The 1,003-nt window shown below is 57.4% G+C and carries 2 protein-coding genes; both read left to right on the forward strand.

Annotated features, from left to right (window positions below):
* A partial coding sequence (gene tnpB, locus F6X42_RS42825; RefSeq protein WP_187639759.1) for an IS66 family insertion sequence element accessory protein TnpB occupies positions 1 to 131 on the forward strand: 131 nt, incomplete at its 5' end.
* Positions 132 to 259: 128 nt separating this feature from the next.
* Positions 260 to 919: a transposase gene (locus tag F6X42_RS42830; protein ID WP_246530566.1), complete on the forward strand. Its 660-nt coding sequence runs from the start codon at positions 260 to 262 to the stop codon at positions 917 to 919.
* The last annotated feature ends 84 nt before the right edge of the window (positions 920 to 1,003 follow it).

The raw sequence follows: 1,003 nt of genomic DNA on the forward strand, positions 1-1,003 counted from the left end.
CTGCCAAGGTACACACGGCGCTTGAGGAGAATCCGCTGGGCGGTAACGTCTTCATATTCCGCGGGCGCCGCGGCGATCTCGTGAAGGTGCTTTGGGCTACTGAGGACGGGCTCTGGCTTCTCGCGAACTAGCTGGATTCATACTGCCAACTGGTTGCGGGTTTCTCAAGGCTGCTGAATTTGTCTGAAGTCCTTTGTGGGTATGACTTTCGCCGATTTCTGCCGGATCCGCTAGAATTCCCGATCTTTGGCGGTCGATAATGGCGAAAAGCCAGCAATGGCAACGGATTCCAACGGAATTAAGCCTCGAACAGTTCGAGCAATTTGTCTTGCCGCACCTCACGGCAGGAAGCCGGGGACCGGCATCCAAACTGACCGCGCACGCGATCTTCAACTACATCCTGAAACTGCTTTACCTGGGTTGCCAATGGAAGGCGCTGCCGATTGCAATGGATCGGCACGGCAGGCCGGAGATCCACTACACAAGCATCTTTCGGGCCTTTCGCCGCTGGCAGGCATGCGAATGTTTTGACGCTGTCTTCCTCGCGTCGGTCGTGCGGCTTAGCCACGACCAGTTGCTGGACACCAGCATCATCCATGGCGACGGCACCACGACGGCGGCGAAAAAAGGCGGCGACAACATTGGCTTCAGCGGCCACAAGCACATGAAGGGTGACGAGGTCGTTGCCTTCTGCGACCGGAACTGCAATGTGATTGCCCCGTTCGTGCCGGCACCAGGCAATCGCAACGAATCGCCACTGCTGCGTGACGCGCTGCCGCAGGTGATACAGATTGCCCGTGAAGCAAACCTGGACCTGCGTGACAGCGTGGTCAGCCTGGACGGCGTCTACGATTGTCGCGCCAACCGCAAGGCGATATTCGTAAGCGGTAATTTCGGCTCATCTGGAACCTGCGGGTGAGAGGGAACAAGATTGCGTCCGCAGCTTACACATTGCGGACGCAACTTATGACTGACCTACAAACTGACTTTGACTTCCTGCCCC

The organism is Paraburkholderia podalyriae (assembly GCF_014397785.1).
In the GTDB taxonomy this organism is placed as follows: domain Bacteria; phylum Pseudomonadota; class Gammaproteobacteria; order Burkholderiales; family Burkholderiaceae; genus Paraburkholderia; species Paraburkholderia podalyriae.

Coding starts and splice junctions, on each gene's coding strand:
- F6X42_RS42830 (WP_246530566.1), top strand. CDS start 260: ATGGCGAAAAGCCAGCAATGGCAACGGATTCCAACGGAATTAAGCCTC.